Here is a 22,084-nt window from a genome sequence, read left to right as displayed (position 1 = left end):
GCCGATGGCAGGCAGAAAGGCCCGGTCGAATTCGGCGGCGTCATCCACCTTCACGATCGCACGATCGCCGAGCGGACCGGAGCCGCCGGGTGACCGCGAGGAACTCCGGTCCCGTCTCCAACGGGTGGCATCCGGCTCTGGCCAGCCCTTCCGTCCGGCCGCCGGGCCGCGTCGGCTCCCGCCCCGGCGACGTGGCCGCGTTGACGGCCGACGGTCAGACCCCGCCCTCCGGCCAGGACCCCGCCGTCATCGAGTACGGAGACGTGGTCCGCATCCCCCGGCCGGACACCCGCGTTGACCCCTGACCTCGGCGGCCCGAATCCCGCCCTCCCACCCCGCGCCGCCGACTCCCGACCGCACAGCAACCGAGACCACATCCGACTGGAGCACCCGTGACCTCCCCCTCCGCCGCGCACGCCCCGCATCTTGGGAGCCGCCGGCTCCTGCCGCTGATCCTGTACGTGGCGGCGTTCCCGGCCGCCGCCCTGGACGCCGTCCGGTTCCTCACCGGCCCGCTCGGCCTGCCCTTCCTCGACACCCCGGCACGTTGGGCCGCGGCGACCACCGCGGGAGCTGTCGGCGCGGCCGTCGCCAGCGCGGGACTACGTGCCCGCCGCACCCGTGCGCACGGTGGCCGTCTTCCGTGGCGTGACCCGCTCACCGTCGCCCCACTGCTCGGAGCGACGACGGTCGTAGCCCTTGTGGGCGTCCATCAGATCTGGGCCCACGCCGCGTGTATCGCGATCGTCCCCGCCGTGGCCGCCGCCTTGGCCGTGGAGCTGTGCCACCTCGCCGGCGTACCGGCGCAGCGACTGCTGCGCGACCCGGCCAAGCCCGCCACCTCCTGGACCGGCTTGTCCATGGGGGCGCAGTACACGCTCTGGCTCCTGGTGTCGGGCATCCTGGCGGTGGCCGTCGCCCGAATCGCACCGGCAAGCGCGCCAGCGGCGCCGCAGATCATCCAGCTCGGCTTCGACCGGGGTGATCTCCTGATGCCGATCGTGACCGCCCTCACTGCGGGCGTGCTGGAGGAAGGCGCGCTGACCGCCGGTCTCGTCGTCCTCGGTCAGGCGGCCCGGTTACCGACCCCGGCCATCCTGATCGCCGCCGCGGCCGCCAGGATCACCCTCCATCTCTACCTCGGCCTGCCCGGCGCGGCCAGCGCTCTCTTCGCCGTCGCGGCGGTGCTCCTGTTCCTGCGCCACGGCCGACTCCTGCCCCTGGTAGCGGCCCACACCGCCTACGACCTGGCCGCCATCGGCGCCCAGATCTGGACCTGACGCCCGCCGTCCGGGTGCAGGCTCCGAGCGGGGCGCAGGTCGTCGCACCACACCCCGCACCGCCGGGGCCCCCGGACAACCGCCACCACCGTCTCCTGGGCAGCGCAGGCCATCACGTTCTGCCAGATCAGCCGCCGCAATCAGGAAACCCGCTACACCCGTGCCCGACAGCACTGACCTTCGCCCACCGTCCGACCGTTCTTCCACTGAGAGGTGCCGTCCATGAACAGCACGAACACCGAAACCGGTACTTTGGACCCCTGCGTGCCGAACGGCCTGCAGATGGTCAACCACCTCGCGGGGCAGGAGATCAACCGCCAGGTCGACGAGGTGCTCGCCGCCGACCTCGCCAGGCTCGTGGGTGGCCTTGGTGCCGCTGTCCACGCCGCCGGCGAGTTCAAGACCGGCGTCGTCCGCAGGGCGGTCCGCATGGGGGTCCGCCAGATCATCGACCTGGGCTGCGGAATCCCCCGGCTCCCCCACATCTACCAGCGTGCGCACGACCTCGACCCCTCGGCGCTGGTGGTATCCGTCGAGACCGACGTGTGGGCGGTCGCACACGCCAGGGCCGAACTCGACGCCACCCACCTCACTCCCGTGATCACGGCGCCCTACCTCACCGCGGACATCCTCGACCACCCGGTCCTGCACGACCGCGTCGACTGGCGGCACCCCGTGTGCGTGCTCCTGGTGTCGTCCCCGCACACCGCCGCCCTGCGCGACCTCGCCGGCCTGGTCGCGGCCATCGTCAGCAGGCTCCCCCAGGGGAGCCTGCTCGCTGTCTCCCAGTGGGCGATCGACGACGACATGACCAGGTGGGCCGTCAACGGCCTCCTCGCGGAACGGACCCGCGGCTGGTGGGGGCAGGTGCGCAGCAGCGCCGAGATCGTCGCCGCGCTCACCCCGCACCCGCTGCTCGGTCCGCCCCCGGGCCCGGTGGCGAGGCGCGCATGGTCCGCCAAGCGGCAACACCCGGCACCCGGAGGCGGGCAGCTCGCCAAGGTGGTCGAGTTCGGCGGCATCATCCACCTCGGCGGCCCGGCACTGCCGGCCGTACACCAGGACGTGTCGTGACCACGCCGACCGTCCCGCTCACCGGTGCCGGAGATACCCGTGCCTGCCCGCCAGTGCAGGCACGGGACGACGAGGACGCCCTCGCGCTGGTGCGCCTGCTGGCCCCGCCGAGGACATCACGACCAGCGCCACCGCCTCGCCGAGCTGCGCCGCACCGGAAGACCGCAGGACCATCCCGGCTGGATCCCGGCTACCGGGGGCTCCTTCCCGTCCGACCTCCGCCAACTCGCGGTCACCGCCGCGTGGTCGGACACCACCTGGCACGAGGAGCACGGCTTCGTCGTGGCCGGCGGTGGTGACGAGACCGGCTACCCGGGGCCCAGCGGACTTGCGCCGGCCCAGATCGCCGTTGCCACTGTTCACACCCCCAATCCGAGGAACCTGCCATGAACCACACGACCCAGCGCTTGGCCAGCCGGCCGCCGGCTACCGCGCGCCGCCCCCCGAACCCGATCAACGAAGCCAGCTTGACCAGCCGGGCCCGGACGGCCCTCCGGCAGGCAGCCGCGGCTGCCGGGTTCAACCTGGAAGGCGCCCGGACACTGCAACTCCACCGCAACTGGGTGGTGCGGCTGCCCCATGCGGCGCCGGGACGCCCGGTCGTCGCCAAGGTCCACGAGCCCCGCCCCACCCCGACGGCGGTTCACCGGGAGGTGCAGGTCGCCGCATGGCTGCATCGCAGCGGCGTCCTGACAGCCCGGCCCGTCGTGGAACGGCCTACGGCGACCGAGACCGGACTGCTCGTCACCTTCACCGAGGACCTGGGCGACGGACCGCCCGCATCGTTCAAGGGCCTCGGCCGGCTCCTCGCGGAGCTGCACGCACTGCCCCTGCCGTCCCACATAGCCCTTCCCGCCCTGGACGTGACCGGGACCCTGCTGTCCCGGATCAGCCGCCTACCCGAGGACGTCCTGGCTCCTGCCGATGTGCACTGGCTGAGCATCCACGTCTCCGCAGCCGGCGAGCAGTGGAAGAACACACCCTGTGGCGGTGACGTTGTCCTGCACGGGGACCTCAACGTCCTGAACAGCATCGTGACCCCGGCCGGCCCGGCGCTGATCGACTTCGAAACGGTCAGCAGGGGACCCGCGGCCTACGACCTCGCCTTCGAGGCATGGCGCCGCGACGGCTTCGGCGAGGACCCCGCCGGCTACGCGCGTTTCTGCCACGCCTACGGAGCGGATGTGACTACCGACCGGCAGGGAGCGCCCTACAAGGTGCTCGCCCGTCTGCGGGCAGCCACCGGCGCCGTCATCGCGCTGGAGGCAGCTGTCCACGACCCCGCGTGGCGGCCGGAGGCGGCACGCCGACTGAACTGCGTCCGGACCCTGAACAGCAATCCGGCACGCCACCCGTGGAACTGGAGCACCGACCCCACCGTCCCGGCTGCGGAAGCGGCGTCAACCCGCGCCCGGACAGCGTGACCCCCGGGGCTTCGCAGGTCAGCGCCCGAGCGCACTCCTCGCGCCGGCCCAGTGGCCGTGCCACTGGCAGAGCGCACCCTCTGCGGCCTCGAACTCCTGCGCGGGTTCCCCTGTTGCGGCAGACCAGGCTGCTTCGGCAGCCCCGGCCTGCCGCCACGCCCAACCCCTTTCACCCGCACGGGCTGACACGACGAGGTGACCTATGCATGCAAGGGATCACGGTGCGACCGTGCCACCGCTCTCCAGGGCGGGTGGCGGTCGTAACGTCGGTTCGTCGGCCCCCTCGGCGCTCAGTGGTTCGTCGCCTCACAAGGCGAACACTGCCCTGGGAGGGTTGATCGCGGAGGCCGGTGTGAAACGCTCGTGGCTCGCGCGCGAGGTCAACCGGCTGTCCCAAAATGACGACAAACCCACCGCCTACACCCATACCCATGTGCAGCGCTGGCTGGACGGGGCCAGGCCCAACGAGGTGACGGCCAAGCGGGTCGTCCGGCTGTTGGGCGAACGCTTGAACCGACCCGTCACTCTTGAGGATGCCGGACTCGGGGAGTTGGCGGCTTTCGACCCCGCGGTCGGGTTGGATTTCCCCCGAGACCGCGAGACCGCGATCGGGAACGCCATCACCTGTTGGAGGACCGTGCACCGCCGTAATGTCCTGCGCCTGCCGAGTGCCGTGCCCGCCGTCCTCGGCTCGGCGACGATGCGATGGATGGCTGTCCCCGCCGACGTCCCAGCCCCGCGTTCCGGAGAGCGCCGCGTCGGCCAGACCGATGTCGAGGAGGTGTGGGCGGCAGCTGCTCAGGCCCAGCTCATGGACTCGCGGTACGGGGGCGGGGACTGGCGCAACAGCAACGTGCTGGTCTGCCTGCGGTCCGCCGCCCCGATGCTGGCCGGCAGCTACTCCGCGGAGACCGGGCAGGCGCTGCACAGCGCCCTCGCGGAGCTGTCGAGAGTGCTGGGGTGGGCGGCAATGGATGCGGGGCACCACGGCGCGGCGGACCGGCTGCTGATCCAGGCCCTGCGCCTGGCCAGGGCCGCCGGTGATGTGGAGCTGGGCAGCTACGTGCTGGCCACCGTTTCCCTGAAGACATTCCTGGCAGGCTGGCCGTCGGAGGCCGCAGACATGGCGGAGGCGGCGTACGAGCGGGGCAAAGGCCACGCCGCTCCGAGGGTGCTGGCGTTCTGCAAGCTCGCCGAGGCCCGGGCGTTGGCCAAGGCCGGTGACGGTGCGGGCGCCGCCGCCGCACTGGTGCGCTGCGAGAACCTGCTGTCCGGCATCCGTCCGGGCACCTACGATCCGCCGTGGATCGCCTACATGACTCCCGAACGGATGGCCACCGACGGCGCCGAGGCGCACAGGGACCTCAGGCTCACAGCGGCTGCCCGGCGCTGGGCCGAGCGTGCCGGCGCGATGCCGCTGGACCGCTACACGCGTGCGGTCGGCATTCGTTATGCCGTCCTCGGCAGCACGCACGCGATCGACCGGGACCTCGAGCAGGCGGTGGCCGGCGGGCATCGGGCAGTGGACATTCTTGCCACAGTGCGCTCACCGCGGGCTCACAGCTACCTCTACGACCTGGTTGGCAGGCTCGACCCGTGGAGTGGTGATCCGCGGGTACGTGAGTTCGCGCACCGGGTCCGTTCCGATCTCCCGCGGTCGACCTGAGTGGTGTCGGGGTGCCCAAGGGGAACCTCCCGGGCGCCCCGGCCGTCGGCCTTCCGGTCCTGGCGGGAGCGCGGGTTCCTCAGACGAGAACGCCGGTCCGGTGTGCGAAGTCGCGCACGCCGGGTGTGGGCATCGCCGCGTAGAGCAGCTCGGAGGTCAGCGCCTGCAGAGCGGGGCGGCGGGCCTCCTCGGGGGCGATCCGGTCGACGAACTGCAGCGCGGTCAGGGTGCGCTGCTGGTCGCCGAGGCGCATCCACATGCGGGCGGTGTCGGTGCCCCAGCGTGCCTGGCGCTCGGTGGTGGGCAGAGCGGCCGGGTTGATTCGCTTCGCATAGGGGACGGCCTGGTCCGGCTCGCCGAGCGCCGTGTGCACGCCGATCCGGTACAGGTCGACCTGCGCCTGCGTCGCCTCCACGGTGAACAGCCGACGCTGTGGGAGACCGGCCGGCAGCCGGTCGACCGCCTCGGCGGCGCCGGCCAGTAGGTCGTAGGCCGTGCTGGCGCCGTGGGCGCACGCCGCGGTGTAGGCGGCGGTCATCCACAGGCTGGCGGCGACGGCCCGCGCGGCAGGGCCGTGGCCGTCGAGGTCGACAGCCGTACGCTCCAGGAGGCCGACGGCTGCGGCGGGGCGTCCGGCACGCCGCATGGTGATGGCGAGGACCCGGACGGCTTCACCGATGACGACCGGGTCGCCGCTTTGCCGGGCGGCCTGCACGGCCCGGTCGGCCGTCGCCCAGGCGAGGTCGGAATGGCGCTTCGCCGCGAGCTCCGTGGCCAGGACGTAGCCTCGCGCGGTGAGTGCGTGGGCGCGCTCGCGTGCGCTGCCGCTGGAGGAGTCGCGGTGTGACTCAGCGGTGGAGATCAGACCCGGCAGGCCGGCACCGAGGTCGTGGTAGCGCGAGGCGCTGAAGTGAGCCCGGGCCGTGGCGAGCACCTGGCCGAGCTGTGGGAGTGAGGTCCCGGACGCGGGTGGAGGCGGCGCGTAGAGGAGTTCCACCAGGCTGTCGGCCGGGTCTGCGCGGCTGGGCTCCGTCGAGGCTGCTGCCGATGCCGACGGGATGGCCAGGGAAGCGGTCGCGGCGAAGCCAAGCAGCAGCAAATTCCTACGGCGCATGGGGTCCTCCGGTTCCGGCGTCCTGTCCGCCACGATAGCGCCGGAAGGGGCGCTTGGGGCTTGTTGCGACCTCAACACCCTTACTGGTTCACCGAGTTTGTACGTGCTGAGGTCGATCTCCAGTACGTCCTCGAAACGCAGGAGCGACTGGGGCGACGGCCACATCGCCCCTTTCTCGATTCTGCTCACCGCGGAAGCGGAATAGCCGGTTTCCTTCCCCAGCTCGGCCTGCGTCATCCGCCTGGCGGCGCGAGCACCGCGGATGACAGCTCCGAGACCACGGCTTCCCTTGGGTGCAGTAGCCATGCGACTCCCCAACTCGCTTTGGCTACAACGGTAATGGGGCCAGCTGGCCTGTGGGCCGATTCACAGGATGTGCGGGTCTCGCACACCGTGTGCGGGCCATGCCCGGCCGCCTTCCCCGCCGCGTCCCGGCGCGGTTTGCTGAGGTTGCGCACCCGGCGTGGACGGCACCGACCAGCGCTGATGGCATGGACATGTCGCAGGCGTGGAAAAGTGCCCCCCTGAAAGTGCCTTCCACCGTCCCGCGATCTGGTGTCTGCTTGGTCCTCCGCACGGCGCGCACGCCGGTCGGACGCCGGGCAGACCTCTGTGTCCCGGCCCTCCACCGGTGAGAGCCAGCGTTCCCGGACAGCCCCAACGGTGCCGCCCGAACCATTCCCGATCCCGACGCCGGTATGGCGCGCTCCACGAGCGTGGCCGTGCCCGGCGACCCTCGAAGGGACCACTGTGCACTCGACGAAGACGAACCCGGAGTCCTCGACTGGGCTCACGACCGTCGACCCGGCCAGGCGCCACAACCTCGACGAGTACACCGCCCCCACCGGGGTGGCCGTCCGCCAGTTCGCCGGCGCCCCGCGCGCAAAAGAGTTCACCCGCCCCCGCCTTCCGCGCCCAGGCCGCCCTCCTTGCCGCCGACGGCCACCCGCAGGAACTGCGCGAGGCCGTCAAGATGGCGGCCGCGGCCGTGTGCGACAGCTTCGCCCCCGGCACCGGCCCACCGGCTGCGGCATCACGGACGACTCGATCACGCCGAGGCGATTCGGGACACCTACCAGGGGCGCACGCGCTCCGCACACCGCCGACGGTGCCATGGGTGCCCCCTTCCCGGTCCGGCCGCGCGGGCCGGCGCACGACCTCGCGTTCCCTCCGCCGGTTCAGCGTGCTCATCCGAGCACCGGCTGACCCGACCGACCTTCGAGAGGAGATCGACATGCAGTTGTCGATGGATCCAGCGGGCTCCGGGCCGTGCGGGGCCGCCGCCGGGCCCGGGACGCCGACCTGGCTGGTCACACCGGGCATCGTGCCGACGCGGTTCGCCACAGCCGTCGCCTCCGGTGCCGCGGTGGTACTGCTCGACCTGGAGGACTCGGTGCCCGCCAAGGCGAAGGCCAATGCCCGGACCGAGGTGCTCGCCTTCGCCGCCCGCCGGTCGGCGGACGGTGCCGGACCGTTGCTGGGCGTGCGGATCAACGCCGCGGACAGCACCGAGGGCCTGCGGGACATCGCCGCGATGTCTGAGTGGGACCTGTGGCCGGACCTGATCGTAGTGCCCAAGGTCGAGTCGAGTGGCGACATCGAGGCGGTGACGCGGACCGTACGAGGCGCGCATCCGGCGACGAAGATCTGGGCACTGATCGAGTCCCCGCGGGCGATCGTCGGCCTGTCCGACATCGTGCACGCCCCGGGCCTGGCGGGCGTACTCTTCGGCGCCGCCGACTACGCGGCCGCCGCCGGGAGCCGGATCACCTCCAGGGCGATGTGGTACCCGCGCTGCCAGATCATCACCGCGGCGGCAGCCGCCGGGATTCCCGCCATCGACTCCCCGTTCTTCTCCCTCGACGCCCCGGATGCGCTGCGCACAGAGGCGGTGGAGGCGGTCGAGCTGGGCTTCGCCGGCAAGGTCGCGGTCCACCCGCACCAGCTGCCGGTGATCGAGGAGGCTTTCGCCCCCAGCCCGAGCGAGCTGGAAGCGGCCCGAGCCGTGCTGGCCGCAGCGGACCGCGCGGGCGGCGGCATCACCATGGTGGACGGCGCAATGGTCGGCCCGCCCCTCGTCGCGGCTGCCCGCGCCGTCGTCCGTCGGGGCGACCGCAGCACTACGGCCACCACCACCTCTCTCGTGAAAGCGAGTTGACGATGGAACAGCAGCAAACCTCACTCCTTCCGCGCGGATTCCGCCCTGTCGAGAACGGCCGGGTCCGGGAGGTCATCGGCCTGGGCCTCGACGAACTCGTCCCCGGCCTGGTCGTCGAGCACCGGCCGGCGCGGACGGTGACCGAGACCGAGCACGTCCAGGTCCTCGCGCTGATGGGCAACGAGGCGCCGGTCCACTCCGACACCGAGTACTGCCGCCGCACCGGGCACCCGCAGGTCCTGGTGTGCGGGATGCTCACCCTCAACATCGTGCTCGGTATGACGGTCCGCTCCACCAGCGGCATGACCACCGGAAACCTCGCCCTGGACGAGGTCCGCTGGACGAAGCCCGTCCACGTCGGCGACACCCTGTCCGCACGCAGCACCGTCCTGTCCGCCCGCCGCTCGCGCAGCCGCCCCGACGAGGGCATCGTCACCTGCCGCGTCGACGGGTTCAACCAGCGAGGCGAGCTGGTCGTCACCGGCACCCGCACCTTCTTCGTCCCCGCCGACCCGGACGTCGTCCGCGACGCCACCGGCTACTAGCGATGGGGAGCCGAACCGTGGACGTGGAGTTCACCGAGGCCGACGACGGCCAGTGGGAGGAGTACGACGCTCTCGCCCGCCGCGCCTACGGCCAGCCTGTGCCCGACATCGCCCGTCTGGGCCCGCACGCCGACCGGCGGGTGGCAGTGCGCGGCGGCCGGGTCGTCGCCGGCGGTATGGGCCTACTGGTGCCGCAGTGGTTCGGCGGCCGGCCGGTGCCCGCCGCGAGCATGGGCTGCGGCTGCGTCGCCCCGGAGGAACGCGGCGACCGCCTCGCGGCCCGCCTGCTCCAGGAGCGGCTGCGCGCCCTTCAAGACCAGGGCGCGGTCCTCGCCACGCTATGGACGTCCTCCAACGGGTACGTGCGCCGACTGGGCTGGGAGGCCCCGGCGCGGGTGTTCTCCTGGACGGTGCCGACCGTCGCCCTCAAGCAGGCGGCACCGGACTCGATGGAGATCACCCACGGCGACACCGCGCAGCTGGCACTGCTACGCGACCTGCTGGCCGCCCGGTGGAACGGGACCTGGCAGCGCCCCGCGTGGTGGGGCACCTGGCAGCAGGACCAGCACCCGGACCTGGCTACCTACGCGTTCGCCGAACCGGGCCGGGAGCCGAGCGGCGTCCTGTCGGTGGCGACGGAGCGCACCCCGGGCGGCCGGCAGCTGGTCGTCCACGACTTCTGGGCCGCCGAGGCCCGGGACGCCGACGCGATGCTCGCCTTCCTCGGCCGCCACCACGGCCGTATCCCCACCGTGCTGTTCGAGCGCACCGGCCTGCCGCCCGGCCCGCTGCTGCAGCAACGCCTCACGGGCGCCGGCATCCAGGCCGCCAGGTCCTGGCACCCCTGGATGCTGCGCGTCCTCGACCCCGCCCGCGCCATCGAGCTGCGCGGATGGCCCGAACACCTGGACGACGAGATCGTGCTGGACCTCGCCACCCCGGACGGCACCAGCCGGCACACCCTGAGCATCGCGGGCGGCCGGGCCCAGCTCACCCCCGGCGGCGCCCGCAGCAGCGTGGACGCCGCCGACGTCACCCTGACCGCAGGGCAGTTCGCGGTCTGGTACGCAGGTGGCTACCGCAGCCCGGCCGCCGCCGCCCTGGCCGGCCTCCACGGCGACAGCACGGCGCTCACCCGCCTGCTCGCAGCCACCGTCGACCGGGAACCGTGGCTCGCCGACTACTTCTGACAGTGCCGACCACACCCCGCCCATCCCGCCGAACGTTGAACTCGCAGAAAGGAGAAGCCGGTTGAACCGCAGCCCGCCCCGCGCGACCGCGCACGCCTGGCCCACCCAGTCCACCCGCTCCCACGCCCGTTCGGAGACTCACCGCCATGACGCCCGCCAAGCACTTCCCGCCCGAGCTGCACGACTGGGTCGCCGGCCATCTGCCCGGCCTGGCCGCGAGCGAGGACCGCTCCTGGCCGCGCAGCAACTCCCTCGTGTGGCACGTGAGGGGCGACTGGGACGCCTACGTGAAGATCAGCCCCAACGACCTCGACTTCGAACGCGAAGTCGCCGGATACGCCTACGCCGAAGCGCACCTGACCGACCAGGAGGCACCGCGGCTGCTGGCCTGCGACCCGCACCTGCGCGCGATCCTCAGCTCGCCGCTGCCCGGCCGCGTCGTCCGGGGCCTGCCCCTGGAGACCAGCACCGAGCTGCGCCTGCACGAGGACGCCGGGCGGCTGCTGCGGCGCTGGCACGACGCGTCCGAGCCCGGCACGGACGCGGACCGCGCCGCGGTGCGCTCCGACATGCAGGACAAGGCCCAAGAGGCCGCCGACTGCCTGGAGCACGTCGCGGCGCACCTGGGCGCCGACCGGCTCGCCCTGGTCGAGGCCGCGTCGAAGGAACTCGCCGACCTCGCCGAGCAGCTGCCGCTGGTCTACCGGCACGGCGACTACGAGACCCGCAACTGGCTGTTCGACGAGGCCACCGGCCAGCACGGCCTGATCGACTTCTCGACGGCCGCGCACGGTATCGCCGCGTCCGAGTTCGTCTGGCTGTTCGGTGCCCTCTGGCCGGGGCGTCCAGACCTGCGCGAGGCGTACTTCACCGGCTACGGCCGCCCGCTGACCTTGGAGGAGGACAGGCTGCTGCACCTGCTGACCGTCCGCCTCGGCGTCTCCTACCTGCGCAACGGCCTGATCAAGGACCGCGACGACCTCGTGACGCGCGGCCGCCTCGTCCTCGACCGGATGGCCGCCTACCGGCCGTAGCCCGAACGGAGCGCGGGCCCGGCCCCGACGTCGGGCCCGCGCACCGTCCCCGACCACCCCTTTCGCAGCGATCCGGACCAGGAGGTACCCGATGGCCCTCGCCCCCGGCCTACCCGGCCTCGCCACGTCCACCGTGTGCAGCGGCGTCCCCCAGCCACTGCGCTCCGCCGTCGAGGCGGCCGTCGGCCCGGTGCTCGCCGCCACCGACGCCGCGGCCGGCAGGACCGCCCGGCTGCGCCTGTCCCTGGAGGTCCCCGGCCGGCGCGTGTTCCTCAAGGCCACCCCGCAGTCCCACCGCCACGCCCACACCCTGGACACCGAAGCGCTCATCGCGCCCGCCGTCCGCTCGCTCGCACCCCGCCTGCTTCACCACGGCACCGCTGACGGCTGGCGGTGGCTGCTGTTCGACCACATCGTCGGCCGGGTCGCCGACCTGTCCCAGGGCTCGGAGGACCGCGACGCCGCCGCGCACGCGCTCCGGCGCCTCACGAAACTGCCGGCCTCCGACGCCGCCGGGCTGCGCGCCGAGGAACGCTGGGCACACCTGGGTGCGGGCCTGGACCTCGGCCTGCTGGCCGGGGACCGGCTCGTGCACACCGACCTGAATCCGGGCAACATCCTCATCCAGGACGACGGCACCGCCGTCCTGCTGGACTGGGCTCGGCCCGGACGGGGCGCCGGCTGGCTGAGCTCCGGCTTCCTGCTCGCGCAGCTGATCGACGCCGGCACCAGAGCGGCCGACGCCGAGGACTGGGCCCGCCGGGCGCTGCCCGGCTGGGCCGCCGCGTCGGCCGACGCGGCCGACACCTTCGTCACCGCGCTCACCCGGCGCCGCGCCGAGCAGGCCGCCACCTGCACGCCGGGTCGCCGCGCGGAGCGGGAGGGGCAACTGCGCTCCGCCATGGCCTGGCACCGCTTCCGCACCCGTACCTGACCTGCCTCCAGACCTCTGGCCGGCTGTCCACCTGGGTCCGGTCCTACCCCCGCCGTGCCGCCGAACGGGAGATCCATGTCCGACACCGCCCCCTCCACCCGCAGCCCCGCGCCCGCCGGCGCGGCAACCGTACAAGTGCCGATCACCGAACTCGAGGATCTGATGACCCGGGCGTGCGCGGCTGCGGGCGTTCCCGAAAACGCGGGCCGCCGGGTGGCCGGGCACTTCCTGACCGGGGAGCTGCGCGGCCAGCCCTCGCACGGGCTGGCGAAGTTCGCCTTCGAGTCCCGGTTCTTCGCCGAGCGGCAGGCCCCGCCCGAAGTGGTCCGCGAGCGCGGGGTGTTCGCCGTCGTCGACGGGCACCGCGAGATCGGGCCGCTCAGCGCCGACTTCGCCACCGCCGTCGCGCTGGAGCGGGCCCGGCGGTTCGGCGTCGGCGTGGTCGGGGTGATCAACACCCAGCGCTACGGCGTCCTGTCCGCGTTCACCGAGGCCATCGCCGCACACGGCATGATCGGCATCGCCGCCAACACCTCCCGGCCCGAGGCCGTCCCGGCCGGCGGCCGTACCCCGGTCCTCGGCGTCAACCCCCTCTCCTTCGCCCTGCCCACCCTCGACCAGCCGCTGACCGCGGACATGGGCACCACCCTCGCGCCGATGGGCGTCCTGTGGGAACACCGGCGCTCGGGCGAGCCGCTGCCCGAGCAGTGCTTCGTCGACGCCGACGGCAACGCCACCCGCGACCCTGAAACGGCCTCCTCCGCGGTCGTCTTCGGCGACCACCGCGGCTTCGCGCTGTCCCTGCTGCTCCAGGCTCTGACCGGATCCCTGTTCGGCTTCCCCATGGGCACCGACGTCCACGACACCTGGACCACCGGCTACGCCTTCATCGCGCTCGACCCCGCCTTCGCCGACCCCGACCGCGGCACGGCCGCCGCCAACAGCCGCCTCACCGACCACCTGCGCACCGCGGCGGCGGCCGACGGCACCTGGCGCCTGCCCGGCGAACACGGCCGCGCCCGCGAGGCCGCCGCCCGCACGAACGGCTCCGTCCCTGTCTCCGCGCCGCTCCTCGCCCGTCTGCGTGCCCGCGCCGCCGGCGACTTCACCTCCGACTGACCATCAGGAGCCCACCCTTGAACCCCTTGACGTTCCACTGGTTCCTGCCCACCGGCAGCGACGGCCGCACCCTCACCACCGGCATGCGCGGCACCCACGGGCCCGGCCACGACACCACCGCGGCCCGCCCGGGCGCCGACCGGCACCGCTCCCCCGATCTGCGCTACCTCACCCAGATCGCCCAGGCCGCCGAGCACATGGGCTTCGACGCGATCCTCACCCCCGCCGGCACGTTCAACGAGGACCCGTGGATCACCTGCGCCGCCCTCGCCCAGGCCACCGACCGCCTGAAGTTCCTGGTCGCGCTGCGCCCGGACGCGATAGCGCCGACGCTGGCCGCCCAGATGGCCGCGACCTTCCAGCGTCAGTCCCGGGGCAGGCTGCTGCTGAACGTCGTCACCGGCGGCGACCCGGTCGAGCAGGCCCGCTTCGGCGACCACCTCGACAAGGCCGCCCGCTACGCGCGCACCGACGAGTGGCTGACCGTGCTGCGGGGCACCTGGAACCGCGAGCCGTTCGACTACACGGGCGTGCACTACGACGTACGCGGCGCGGCCGTCTTCAGCCCGCCCGACCCCGTGCCGGGCGTGTACTTCGGCGGCTCCTCCGCCGAGGCCGGGCCGGTCGCGGCCCGCCACGCCGACGTCTACCTCACCTGGGGCGAGCCGCCCGCCGACGTCGCCGCCAAGCTGCAGCGCATCCGTGCCCTGGCCGACGCCGCCGGGCGCAGCGTGCGGTTCGGCATCCGGTTCCACGTCGTCGCGCGCGACACGAGCGAGGAAGCGTGGGCTGCCGCGGAGCGCCTGCTGACCGGGATCGACCCGGTGCACGTGGCCCGGGTGCAGGCCACGCTCGCCGGCAGCCAGTCCACCGGGCAGGCACGGCAGAGCGGCCTGCACTCCGCCTACCGCGACAGCGGCCGGACCTGCGACCTGGAGGTGTATCCGAACGTGTGGGCCGGAGTGGGGCTGCTGCGCGGCGGCGCGGGCACCGCGCTGGTCGGCTCCCACCGGGAGGTCGCCGACCGGATCTGCGAGTACGCGGCGCTCGGGATCGAGGAGTTCATCCTGTCCGGGTTCCCGCACTTGGAGGAGGCGTACGAGGTCGGCGAGGGCGTCCTTCCGCTGCTCGGCGCCGGCGCGATGGCGGTGGGCCGGTGAACGCCGCTGTGAACGTGCTGGTCGTCGGCGTCGGACCGCACGCCCGCCTCAACCATCTCCCGGCACTGGCCGCCGCCCAGGACGCGGGCCTGGCCGGGACGGTCACCGGCGTCGACCTGCCCCACGCGGCCGCCTCCGCGGTCGAGTACGGGACACCCGGCTGGCCTCGGCGCATGCCGGTCGTCCCCGTCGAGCCGTTCCCCGCCTCCCGGCGCACGCTGCCCGGCGCGGCGCGGCAGGTGCTGGAAGGCCTGGTGGAGCAGGAGCGGATCGGGGCCGTCGTCGTGGCGACCGAGCCGTCCGTGCACCTGCCGTACGCGCTGTGGGCGATGGAGCGGGGCCTGCCGGTGCTGCTGGACAAGCCGCTGACCGTGCACCCCGGCGCGTCCACTGATCCGGGCGCGGCGTCGGCGATTGCCGACGACTTCGACACCCTGCTTGATGCGTACCGGGCGGCGCGACGGCGCGATCCGCTGATGGTGGTCAGCGTGCTGAGCCAGCGCCGCTGGCACCCCGCGTTCCGCCGGGTGCGGGAGCTGATCGGCGAGGTCGCCGAGGCCACGAACTGCCCGGTCACCTCGATCCAGTCCAGCCACGGCGACGGCCAGTGGCGGCTGCCGGACGAACTCGTCGACCTGGGCTACCACGGCTTCAGGGACGGCTACGGCAAGGCCGCGCACTCCGGGTACCACCACTTCGACATCGTGCCGTGGTGGCTGGCGGCCGGGGAGCGCCCCGGCAAGGAGATCGACGAGATCGAGGTCCATGCCGCGTGCACCCGGCCCGCCGACTTCCTCGCCCAGCTCACCGTCGCCGACCACGAGCGGCTGCTGCCCGGCTTCGCCGACCGCAATCCGTACACCGAGCAGGAGCTGCACCGGCTGACCGCTGGCTTCGGCGAAGTGGACGTGTTCCTCAACGTGGCCTACCGCAGCCGTGGGCAGGTGATGACGCTCGGCAGCCACAGCCTCGCCCACACCACGTTCTCCCAGCGCGGCGAGCTCCACCCCGTGCCCGGCGGCCTGTACAAGGGCAACGGCCGGATCGGGCAGGAGACCCACATCATCCAGCAGGGGCCCTTCCAAGCCCTGCACCTGCACATCCTGCAGACCCTCCACGGCGATAGGGACGGCATCGATCGCCGGGCGCCGGGTGGCGCCGACCACATCGAACTCCACGTCTTCCGCAACGACCGGCTGTACCCCGGCTGGGAGCGGCACTGCACGCTCGGCTTCGCCGACCTCACCGCAGGCAGCGGCCCCGATGCGGTGCTGCCGACCCAGCGCTCGGCCCGCACCTGCGCGGTCACCGAGTTCCTCTCCTACGTCACCGGCCGCATACCCCGCGCCCAGATGGCCTCCGACCTGGCCGACCACCGGCGCCCGGCCCGCCTGATGGCCGCCGCCTACCTGTCGATGGCCCGCCGCTGGCGCGATGGCGGCCGGCCCGCAGCCTCGGCGGTGCTCGACTTCCACCCCGCTACAGCCTCGGCCGACCGCACCGACCATGCCCTCGCCGCCCTGGGGGTAGCGTGATGGCCACCCTGTCGTTCACCACCGACGGCACCGCGCCCGACCTGGCCGCGGTCCTCGGCTCGCACCTGGACCGGGTCCTCGACGCGTGCCGCCCGCACACGGGCCGCCTCGCCCACGTCGAGGCGTGCACGGGCGGCAACGTCAGCCACGTCTTCCGCGTTCACGGCGAGGCGGGCCGCGTCATCGTCAAGGTCCGCGGCCGCCAGTTCGCCGGGATCGCGCACATCACCACCGACCCGGCTCTGATCGCCGTCGAGCGCCGGGCCCTGGCGCTCCACCACGGCCTGCTGCCGGAGCTGTTCCCCGAGGTCCTGGCGTTCGCACCCGAGGCGCACGCCATGGTGATGACCGATGTCTTCCCTGACGGTCGCACCTGGCGCGAGCACCTCGACGAGCGCGCCGCCACCGCCGAGGAGTGCACGCGCCTGGGCCGGGCCCTGGCCCGCATCCACCAGGCCACCGCCGGCCTGCCGCCGCTGCGCGACGGCGACGGCGACGACCGCTTCCGCGCCGAGCACGCCTACGGCTACTGCCTGCGCGCCGCAGGCCACCGAGCCCTCGACGAGGCGTGCCGCCGCCTGGACGCCCTGCCCGGCCGGCAGCTGGTTCTCGGCGATGCCTGCCCGAAGAACCTCAGCCTCGCCGACGGGCGTACCGCGTTCGTCGACCTCGACAACGTGCACACGGGGGCGCCGCTGTTCGACGTCGGCTACCTCCTCGCCCACCTGGTCCTGCACCACGCCACCCGGTCCGCCGCCCAGCGCTGGCTCGCCGCCGCGTTCCTCGACGCCTACACCCTCCCCGCCCCGGGCCGCCCGTGGCAACAGGACGACCTCCTCGCGACCGTCACCGCAGGCGTGCTGCTGTACCGGCTGGAGGCCCGCGCCGTCCCCTACCCGCTATCCGCCCCACTCGAGACCGCCGACCAGTTGCGCCGTCGCCTCCGGCACCTGCTGGATACCGGGCCGTTCACTGTCCCCGACCTGTTGGACGCCGCCGACGGGCCGGTGACGGCGTGAACCACTCCTTCGCCCTGGCCGACGATCGACCGGGCCTGGTCGCACTCGCCGAACTGAGCGCCCGCGGCATCCAGGTGCCCAGCGTCCAGTCGCTGGCCGTCGACCAGAGCCCGTTCGCCCGTCCCACCCCGGCCTGGACCCGGCACCCGGCACCCGGCGTGGTCCTCACTGCCCGGTCGATCGACCTCGGCGGCGGCTGCTTCACCAACGCCTACACCCTCACCGCGGACCTCGACCGCGCCCGGTGCCGACCCGTCTCCTCCCCGGCCGGCTTCCACCTGCGCCACCTCGTCACCGGCCCCGCCGTCGCCGCGGTCTCCGGCGCCTTCTCCTTCATCTCCGACGACCCCGCCTACCAGCCCGTCGAACCCTGCCTCGACCTCGCCGTCCGCGACCGGTACACCGCCAGCCTGCCGACCATCACCAAGCCCACCCTCCTCATCCACCACGGCCGCCCGACCGTGCGCACCCTGGCCGCCACCGGCACCCTCACCATCGGCGGCCACCCGCACACCTGGACCGGCTCCAAGGAACCCCAACTCCCCGCCCGGCCCCACCATCTCACCGTGTTCGGCGCCGCCAACTGCCGCATCCGCTACCACGATGCCCCCCGCACCGGTTTTCGACGAGACGTCGACCCGGCCACCAACACCACCCCCCGCACCCCGGCGGCCCTCGACTGCACCGTCACCCACACCCCCACCGGGCCGCGAATCACCGCCCTGCACCCCGGCGGCGGCGCCGACCTGTTCGCCGGCGCCTACATCCTGCGCGCCCACCGGCCCTGGCCCGCCCACCTCGCCCCCGGCGCGCCCGTCCACGTCACCGCCATCGCCACCCTCGACACCGCCGACATCGACAGCGCCCTGTCCCTGGGCCCCTCCGCCGCCGACGCCGCCAACGGCCGCACCGCCGCCTGGGACCACAGCCTGGGCGCCTCTCCCTTCCGCCCCGACGCCCGCCACGCCCGGACCCTGCTCACCCTCGACAGCCGGAATCTGACCCTGACCGTCCTGGACGGCGCACCCCTGACCCACACCTTCCAGGGCACCACCGTCCAGGAGACCGCCGAGCTGTGCGAGCGGGCCGGCCACGACCCGGCGACGGCGTTCCACCTCGACGGCGGCCAGACCTCCAAGATCGCCTACCGGCGCGGCCGCGGCCCGGCGGACGCCGTCGGCAGCCTCCACTACCTGCGCTGGCCCCGCCACGAGCACGAGCCTTTCCGCTGGCAGGGCCTGGACGGCCGCCGCCTGCACAGCGCCCTGCAGATCACCACCACCGAGGAGTCCCGTTGACCCCGCCCAAACCCGGCCCCGGCCGCTCAGTCCTCGTCGTCGTCGCCCACCCCGACGACGCCGAACTCGCCATGGGCATGCGCATGCGCGACCACGTCCTCGCCGGCGACCACGTGCGCGTCCACTGCCTGAGCGCCGGACGCCCCGAGAAGGACGACGGCGACATGCGCCGCGCCGAGTGCCTGGCCGCCGCCGAAATCCTCGGCATCGCCAGCTACACCTTCTCCTCGATCCCCGACACCCGCTTCACCGACCACCGCGGCCGCATCAACGCCGCCCTGTTCGAGGCCTTCGCCGCCAAGCGGCCCGACATCGTCTACACCCACTTCCCGGACGACCAGCACCTCGACCACGCCGTCACCGGCGAGGAGGTCACCGCCGTCGCAATGCGCGAGGCCGCCGACCTGGTCCACTTCCGATCCCCCTACAGCCGAGGCTTCGAGCCCAACCTCTACTTCGTCGGCACCCCCGAGCTCCTGGCCGCCAAGCGGGCCGCACTGGCCTGCTTCGCCTCCCAGCAGCAGCTCGACATGACCGTCTTCCACGGCCTGACCGAACTCGCCTACCGCCAGCACGTGCACCACCGCGTCGTCGAACGCTTCCCCGACAACGCCCGCGGCGCCGAGATGTTCCGCGCCGCCCGCCAGATCGTCCACGCCACCCGCCCGGCCGCCGCCCACCCGTAGCCCAGCAGCGGACCCGGGCCCCGCACCCCGACCACCACCCGATCAGGAGAGGCACCCAATGGCCACCACTCTCACGTTCAGCGGCGAAGCGACACGGCCCGCCCTGATGGACGCCTGCGCCCAGGCTGGCATCGACGCCGCCGACGCTCAGCTGGTCCGCGCACTCGACAACGGCATCTGGCGGCTGCCCGGCGGCATCGTCGCCCGGGTCCACCAGCCCGGCACCGAGACCAGCGCGCGCAACGAGATCCGCGGCGCCTACTGGCTGTACGGCAACCGCATTCCCGTCCCCCTGCCGCGCAGGCCCAAGCCCGTGATGGCTTCCGGACGCCCCGTCACCTTCTGGACCGACCTCGGTACCGGCGGCCCTGCTAACCCGGCCGAGGTCGCCCGGATCCTGCGCGACCTCCACCGCCTTCCGATGCCGATCGACCTGCGTCATCCACGGCGACGCCGGCCCCGGCAACACCATGTCCACCGCCACCGGGCCGCACCTGATCGACCTGGAACGGCTCTCGATCGGACACCCCGAATGGGACCTGGCCACCGCCGCCTGGCACCGCGACGCCTTCGGCGCCCACCCGGATGACTACACGGCCTTCCACCAGGTCTACGGCAGCGACGTCACCACCTGGCCCGGCTACCGGCTCATCCGCGACGTCCGCTCCCTGTGCGCCACCTTGTTCGCCCTGCGCCACGCCCCCGCCAGCCCCGAGGCTCAAGCCGAGGCCAACCACCGCCTGGCATGCCTCCAAGACATAGCCGGTCCCACCCCGCGCCCGTGGGCCGCCCGCAAGTGGACCTGGACGCGGGCCCACGGACCTGACCGTGTTCTCGCGGGCTGACACTCAGCCTCGTCCTGGCTGGGCCTGGGCAGGCTCATCGCGCCGTAGGTGAAGAAGGCCAGCCCGATCCGGTAGGGGCGGCCCACGCCCCACAGGGCGTCGGCGGCCCCGCCGTTGCGGGGACGGGGAACCGGGGCGGCGCCGCATCGGTGCGGACCGGGTTGTGCTCATCATCCCGGTCAGCACAGACAGCACCGCTGCCCCGGCCAAGGCAATGGCCCTGCTGAACGATGTGCAACAGGCGTACGCCTGGGGATCCAGCTACGGCTCGAGAATGGAGTGGCGCGACAGGTACTTGTCGGCGAGGGCCGCGTAGACCGCGTCGAGGTCCTTACGGTTCCCGGCGGCGGGTTCGCCACGCTCCCGGTTGCCGAGCTCGACCACCGACCGCTGCTCTTCCGCCCCGACGGCCTTCACTGGCTGATCGCCAGTCAGTAGCTGGCTCTGCGCGGCCATCATCGACCGCCTGACCTTCAATGGCGCCATCATCGAGACCGGCACCGACTCCTACCGCCTCGCCTCAAAAACGGCGAGGCAGCGCGCCCCGGCGCGTGTCATCCCGGTTCGAGTCCGGGGGCGGGCACCAGGAGGGGCCACAGCCAGACGTGATGCTGCGGTCCGCCTGTCAGCGGCCCCAGGAATGCCCATCCATCCAAAGAGGCGGTTCCCATACCGGCGGGGGCGCCGCTTCTAGCTCTGCCGCCACGGTTCGGCGGTGGATCTCGGCTCGGCAACAAGCCCTTGCCGGTCGAGACCCGTCGGGGTCGTGCTTGAGCGGTTCGTGGCAGTCCGGGCACGTTCCATCCATACCGACAGGGTAGCTAACTTCCATGTTGTGTAGGCACGTTGACCGGTCTACCCGGCGGCGACCTCCCCCGGGGGCCGGAGTACTTCCCGCACCCAGGTCAGCCCGCTGTAGCGGATCAGCCCGGCTGCGCTGGCAACGTACTTGCGGCCTAGGCGGAGTACGGGCACCTGCGACCGCGAGCGGGAGTCCGTAGTCGGCGGCGGTTGCGGAGCGGTCTCCGCGGACGGCCAACACCAGGTCCCCGGCGGGGTCCATGTCGGGCGCGATCTCGGGCTGTTCGTCTGTCATGGATCCAACCTGCTTACTACCTGCGAGGGGCATTGTGCGCTGTATTGACTGCGCCGAGCCCCCGACTCACCGGGGACGCTGCAAGGCACGCCACGCGGCCTACGAAGCTCGCCCGAGCGTCCGGGCACGGCGACGGCTGCTCGCCCTGGTGGCACGTCGCCACAGCGGGGCGGAACGGCTTCGCCGGCTGGTCGACCGAGCGGGCCCCGCGCGGTGCGGACTGTGCGGCGGTGACTTCCCGGCCGTCCTGGTCGACGTCGACCACCAACAGCCGCTCGCCCTTGAGGGTGAGAACACGGACGACACCGTGTGGCCGCTGTGTCGTGAGTGTCATAGAGGGAAGACCTCAGTGGACTTCGGCCCTTAGCAGGCTCAGACCAGCACGACCATCAGCGCGGACAGCCACAGGCATAGCCAGTGCTGGCTCTGATCGACTGCGTACCGGCCCTGGTCGGTCTTCGCCCACTCGGGGCTACGGGTGACGTCCATGAGTGCCCGGATTGGCCACCGTCGATCCCAGAATCCATGTGAGATCACCGAGAAGCCAACCCCGACTGCGCAGCCGGCGAGGGACACCGGCAGGTGAAGCGCGACCACCGCGACGGCGAGCATCACCACCATCACGGCGTGATAGGTCACCAGGTGTCCGAGCATGGCCCGCCAGGACTGCGCGGTGGTGGTCTTGCTGCCCGCCTCGGGGCGGCCCTTGTGCGCTGCCTGGTGGTCAGTCTGCGCGGTGTGATCACCCCACATATGGGCGACTAGGAGCGTCAGCAGGATGGCGGCGAACGTGGCTGCGGTGCTGGACATAGGCCCCCTCGGGATGGGCTGGGCTGGTCGGAACCAGGGTGGCTGAGACGTCCGGAGATTAGGGGGCCGCCGACCCCTTAACCGCGTGACCCCCATC

The 22,084-nt window shown here is 72.9% G+C and carries 21 protein-coding genes and 2 pseudogenes; 20 read left to right on the top strand and 3 right to left on the bottom strand.

What is annotated here, in order from left to right; translation table 11 throughout:
* Positions 1–89 precede the first annotated feature (89 nt).
* The 6 genes from ACIOGZ_RS29575 (at position 90) to ACIOGZ_RS29550 (ending at position 5,444) form a co-directional block, all read left to right on the top strand.
* Positions 90–305, top strand: a complete 216-nt coding sequence (locus ACIOGZ_RS29575) for a hypothetical protein (protein WP_400988267.1) — start codon at positions 90–92, stop codon at positions 303–305.
* An 87-nt stretch (positions 306–392) separates the two neighbouring features.
* Positions 393–1,280, top strand: a complete 888-nt coding sequence (locus ACIOGZ_RS29570) for a type II CAAX prenyl endopeptidase Rce1 family protein (RefSeq protein ID WP_400988265.1) — start codon at positions 393–395, stop codon at positions 1,278–1,280.
* Positions 1,281–1,502: 222 nt separating this feature from the next.
* A complete protein-coding gene (locus ACIOGZ_RS29565) occupies positions 1,503–2,354 on the top strand; it encodes an SAM-dependent methyltransferase (protein ID WP_400988263.1) in 852 nt (283 codons plus the stop codon).
* A gap of 39 nt (positions 2,355–2,393) precedes the next feature.
* A complete protein-coding gene (locus ACIOGZ_RS29560; RefSeq protein WP_400988261.1) occupies positions 2,394–2,744 on the top strand; it encodes a hypothetical protein in 351 nt (116 codons plus the stop codon).
* Entirely contained in the window at positions 2,741–3,778 is a 1,038-nt protein-coding gene (locus ACIOGZ_RS29555) for an aminoglycoside phosphotransferase family protein (protein ID WP_400988259.1), read from the top strand. Before ACIOGZ_RS29560 ends, ACIOGZ_RS29555 begins: the two co-directional genes overlap by 4 nt.
* Before the next feature lie 334 nt (positions 3,779–4,112).
* Positions 4,113–5,444, top strand: a complete 1,332-nt coding sequence (locus ACIOGZ_RS29550; protein WP_400988257.1) for a hypothetical protein — start codon at positions 4,113–4,115, stop codon at positions 5,442–5,444.
* A 79-nt stretch (positions 5,445–5,523) separates the two neighbouring features.
* Here ACIOGZ_RS29550 and ACIOGZ_RS29545 read toward each other — a convergent pair whose 3' ends face one another.
* Together ACIOGZ_RS29545 and ACIOGZ_RS29540 are read right to left on the bottom strand one after the other, a co-directional pair.
* Positions 5,524–6,558, bottom strand: coding sequence for a transcriptional regulator (locus tag ACIOGZ_RS29545; protein ID WP_400988422.1), 1,035 nt, complete (start codon positions 6,556–6,558; stop codon positions 5,524–5,526).
* A gap of 117 nt (positions 6,559–6,675) precedes the next feature.
* Positions 6,676–6,864 (bottom strand): annotated as a pseudogene (locus ACIOGZ_RS29540) (multiprotein-bridging factor 1 family protein); the annotation flags it as partial.
* Between the two features lie 928 nt (positions 6,865–7,792).
* On the opposite strand from ACIOGZ_RS29540, the gene ACIOGZ_RS29535 reads away from it, so the two are divergent.
* The 14 genes and pseudogenes from ACIOGZ_RS29535 to ACIOGZ_RS29470 all read left to right on the top strand — a co-directional run bounded on the left by ACIOGZ_RS29535 (position 7,793) and on the right by ACIOGZ_RS29470 (position 21,544).
* Complete coding sequence (locus tag ACIOGZ_RS29535; RefSeq protein WP_400988256.1) at positions 7,793–8,716, top strand: HpcH/HpaI aldolase/citrate lyase family protein; 924 nt, start codon at positions 7,793–7,795, stop codon at positions 8,714–8,716.
* Between the two features lie 2 nt (positions 8,717–8,718).
* Complete coding sequence (locus ACIOGZ_RS29530; protein WP_400988255.1) at positions 8,719–9,261, top strand: MaoC family dehydratase; 543 nt, start codon at positions 8,719–8,721, stop codon at positions 9,259–9,261.
* Positions 9,262–9,278: 17 nt separating this feature from the next.
* On the top strand, positions 9,279–10,451 hold the full coding sequence (eis, locus tag ACIOGZ_RS29525) for an enhanced intracellular survival protein Eis (protein ID WP_400988254.1): 1,173 nt from the start codon (positions 9,279–9,281) through the stop codon (positions 10,449–10,451).
* 146 nt (positions 10,452–10,597) lie between these two features.
* Positions 10,598–11,485, top strand: coding sequence for an aminoglycoside phosphotransferase family protein (locus ACIOGZ_RS29520; RefSeq protein WP_400988252.1), 888 nt, complete (start codon positions 10,598–10,600; stop codon positions 11,483–11,485).
* A 91-nt stretch (positions 11,486–11,576) separates the two neighbouring features.
* Positions 11,577–12,419: a hypothetical protein gene (locus ACIOGZ_RS29515; protein ID WP_400988251.1), complete on the top strand. Its 843-nt coding sequence runs from the start codon at positions 11,577–11,579 to the stop codon at positions 12,417–12,419.
* A 75-nt stretch (positions 12,420–12,494) separates the two neighbouring features.
* The gene (locus ACIOGZ_RS29510) at positions 12,495–13,538 is read left to right on the top strand and encodes an Ldh family oxidoreductase (protein WP_400988250.1); all 1,044 of its coding nucleotides are present in this window, start codon (positions 12,495–12,497) and stop codon (positions 13,536–13,538) included.
* 83 nt (positions 13,539–13,621) lie between these two features.
* The gene (locus tag ACIOGZ_RS29505) at positions 13,622–14,698 is read left to right on the top strand and encodes an LLM class flavin-dependent oxidoreductase (RefSeq protein ID WP_400988420.1); all 1,077 of its coding nucleotides are present in this window, start codon (positions 13,622–13,624) and stop codon (positions 14,696–14,698) included.
* Positions 14,695–16,233: a Gfo/Idh/MocA family protein gene (locus tag ACIOGZ_RS29500; protein ID WP_400988248.1), complete on the top strand. Its 1,539-nt coding sequence runs from the start codon at positions 14,695–14,697 to the stop codon at positions 16,231–16,233. Before ACIOGZ_RS29505 ends, ACIOGZ_RS29500 begins: the two co-directional genes overlap by 4 nt.
* The gene (locus ACIOGZ_RS29495; protein ID WP_400988247.1) at positions 16,233–17,252 is read left to right on the top strand and encodes a phosphotransferase family protein; all 1,020 of its coding nucleotides are present in this window, start codon (positions 16,233–16,235) and stop codon (positions 17,250–17,252) included. The genes ACIOGZ_RS29500 and ACIOGZ_RS29495 overlap by 1 nt, the downstream gene beginning before the upstream one ends.
* Complete coding sequence (locus ACIOGZ_RS29490; protein WP_400988245.1) at positions 17,249–18,550, top strand: phosphodiester glycosidase family protein; 1,302 nt, start codon at positions 17,249–17,251, stop codon at positions 18,548–18,550. The genes ACIOGZ_RS29495 and ACIOGZ_RS29490 overlap by 4 nt, the downstream gene beginning before the upstream one ends.
* Positions 18,547–19,236: a PIG-L family deacetylase gene (locus ACIOGZ_RS29485; protein WP_400988244.1), complete on the top strand. Its 690-nt coding sequence runs from the start codon at positions 18,547–18,549 to the stop codon at positions 19,234–19,236. The genes ACIOGZ_RS29490 and ACIOGZ_RS29485 overlap by 4 nt, the downstream gene beginning before the upstream one ends.
* 368 nt (positions 19,237–19,604) lie before the next feature.
* Positions 19,605–20,081 carry a phosphotransferase family protein gene (locus ACIOGZ_RS29480; RefSeq protein ID WP_400988418.1) on the top strand — a complete coding sequence of 159 codons (477 nt, stop codon included), beginning with the start codon at positions 19,605–19,607 and terminating at the stop codon, positions 20,079–20,081.
* 442 nt (positions 20,082–20,523) lie between these two features.
* A pseudogene (locus ACIOGZ_RS29475) lies at positions 20,524–20,601 on the top strand (AAA family ATPase); the annotation flags it as partial.
* Positions 20,602–21,142: 541 nt separating this feature from the next.
* A complete protein-coding gene (locus ACIOGZ_RS29470) occupies positions 21,143–21,544 on the top strand; it encodes an HNH endonuclease (RefSeq protein WP_400988243.1) in 402 nt (133 codons plus the stop codon).
* A gap of 5 nt (positions 21,545–21,549) precedes the next feature.
* Here the strand turns inward: ACIOGZ_RS29470 and ACIOGZ_RS29465 are convergent, their stop codons facing one another.
* Positions 21,550–21,987, bottom strand: coding sequence for a DUF3307 domain-containing protein (locus tag ACIOGZ_RS29465; RefSeq protein ID WP_400811039.1), 438 nt, complete (start codon positions 21,985–21,987; stop codon positions 21,550–21,552).
* Between the last annotated feature and the right edge of the window lie 97 nt (positions 21,988–22,084).

It is taken from the genome of Kitasatospora sp. NPDC088160, assembly GCF_044741445.1.
In the GTDB taxonomy this organism is placed as follows: Bacteria; Actinomycetota; Actinomycetes; order Streptomycetales; family Streptomycetaceae; genus Kitasatospora.
This window is presented reverse-complemented; position numbering and strand designations above follow the sequence as displayed.